Origin of the sequence: Peptoniphilus sp. oral taxon 836 str. F0141, from assembly GCF_000179335.1 — a bacterium.
GTDB classification, from domain to species: domain Bacteria; phylum Bacillota; class Clostridia; order Tissierellales; family Peptoniphilaceae; genus Peptoniphilus_A; species Peptoniphilus_A lacrimalis.
This window is the reverse complement of the sequence record NZ_AEAA01000143.1, coordinates 1-2,152: the sequence shown is the minus strand read 5'-3', so window position 1 is coordinate 2,152 and position 2,152 is coordinate 1. Positions and strand designations below refer to the sequence as shown.

2 protein-coding genes are annotated in these 2,152 nt (G+C 28.1%); both read right to left on the bottom strand.

Translation table 11 applies throughout. The features are described 5' to 3' along the window. Nucleotides 1–60: 60 nt before the first annotated feature. On the bottom strand, nucleotides 61–900 hold the full coding sequence (locus HMPREF9131_RS07895; RefSeq protein WP_009346351.1) for an ABC transporter permease subunit: 840 nt from the start codon (nucleotides 898–900) through the stop codon (nucleotides 61–63). Then, nucleotides 897–2,152: ATP-binding cassette domain-containing protein (locus HMPREF9131_RS07890; protein ID WP_232202607.1), on the bottom strand; the 1,256-nt coding region annotated here is incomplete at its 5' end. The genes HMPREF9131_RS07890 and HMPREF9131_RS07895, both read right to left, overlap by 4 nt.

Here is a 2,152-nt window from a genome sequence, read left to right as displayed (position 1 = left end):
AAATATTGATACGAAAAAGGGGACTGTCCTTTAGGACTGTCCCTTAATAATTAAAAAAAATTAATATTTAAGCTCTTTTGAATTATATACTAGATAAGTTAGTATTATAAATACTATAAATAATACTAAATTTATTCCTAAAGCTGCAATATTTATATTTGCTGAAATAAAATAGTAGGGTTTAAAAGCTTCCAAAGGCAAAAAGCTTGCAAGTGTCAAAAGACTTCCGCCCACAACTTTTCCTATTATTGTAAATAGTATAACAAGTAATATAAATAATGTGCTGACTGCATCGGCATGGATTGAGCTTTGTGAAAAACTTGAAAATAAAAATCCTAGTGACATAAAGACAAGTCCACCAGCGAAGAGTCCGATAAATATTCTAACAATGCTTTCAATAATGTCAAAGGTTGTAAAATTGGAAATATATTCTTGGTTAATTCCAAGAGTTTTAACTGCACATAATAAACCAAATGTAGCAATTCCTATTATAGCTAAAAATATTATATAAACTATTGTATTGGCACAAAGTTTTCCAGTAACTATATCTGATTTAGAAATTGGGTTTGAGTAAATATATGAAATATTTCCGCTTCCTTGTTCTTTTGATAAAGAATTTGCACCTATTTGCATTGCAAATATATAGATAAGAATTCCTATATAATGGAAAACTAAAGATAAATATTCAGCAATGCTTGTTATATCAAAACCTTCTTCAAATCCTAATATTGATTTTGGAGCTGAGCTTAAAGAATTTAGTAGAGATTCAACTATACTTGTCATTTGAGGCTCTACAAGAAGAGGGAAAAATGCAATCATAAGACCTGTTAATATTATTATAACTATTGCCCATGCAATAAGTTTTGCAAAGTTATTTTTAAATTCCATTGAAAATATCATTCTTGATCCTCCTTCTTGTCAGAAAGGTCGATTTCTTTACCTTTTTTTATAACTATTGTGTCTTGGTTTGAGGCACTAGAAGTGTCATTCTTATCACCTAAAATAATATTTGTGTTTTGAAAATCATCATTGGCATTTTCAGATGTTGAAAAAATTTCTTCGCTTTTATTGTTTTGATTATTCTCAGCATCTATATTATTTTCTATAGGCTCTTCTTTTATAAATGTTTTGTCATTGTCAATATTTTCTTGAGGAATATTTGTATTTACAGAAATATCTTTACTTTCAGTGAAATCTGTTTTCTTTATATTATCTTTTTTTCTTATTTCTTTAAATTTTGCATCTTCATAATATGCACAGAGTTTATCTTCTAAATTGGCATTTTCCAAAGTATAATTTTCAAGTCTTTCATCATAAATGACTTCGGAAAGTTTAGTTAAATCACCATCATAGTAAAGGATGGTTTGTGCATCTGAATCTTTAATAAGTCTTGCACCAGCTTGTGTAAAATATGATAAATTTCCTCTGTAATTATCAATCTTTAAAATCTTATCATAAGTGGTTTTTTCATTATTAAATTCCACATCTTTAATTTGACCCTTATACATATAAGCTATTCTTTTTGAATATTTTTTTGCTTCAATTAAAGAATCAGTTAAAAGAAAAACAGTAGTACCTTCGCCCCTGTTAATATTTACTAAATGACTGAATAATAAGTCCTTATCATCTGCATTAAGACTATTTGTCGGGTCGTCTAAAATAATAAGTCTAGGTCTTATAATTAAGGCATTTATTATCTGTAATAATTTTCTCTCTCTTTCATTCATTTCTCCAAATTTATATCTTGGGTCGAAATCGAAGTACTTTGCTAATAAATCAATATCTTCCGTACTTTTTAAATTGTGGCTAGCTAGAGTTTTTTTAAAGACGCTCATAGCCCTCATATTGTCTGGTAAAAATATCTCTTTACTAACAAAACTTACACTTTCTTTGATTTCCTTAGATTCTTTAAATGTATCCATATCATAAATAAGAGCTTGTCCACTATTTGCTTTCAAAAAGCCCATTAGAATCTTTGTTAGAGTTTCTTTACCAGAGTCCTTTGTGCCTAGAAGAGTGTAAAATTCCCCATCAAGAACTTCTAAATTTAAGTTATCTAAAAGAGTTTCACGTCTGCTTCTTTTGGTTAAATTATCTATTAAAATGGCACTCAAATTGTTCACCTCTTTTGTATTTATTAGTTTAATTATAC

Excerpts from the sequence above, each read along its gene's own strand:
- HMPREF9131_RS07895 (WP_009346351.1), bottom strand. The coding sequence starts at position 900 with ATGATATTTTCAATGGAATTTAAAAATAACTTTGCAAAACTTATTGCA.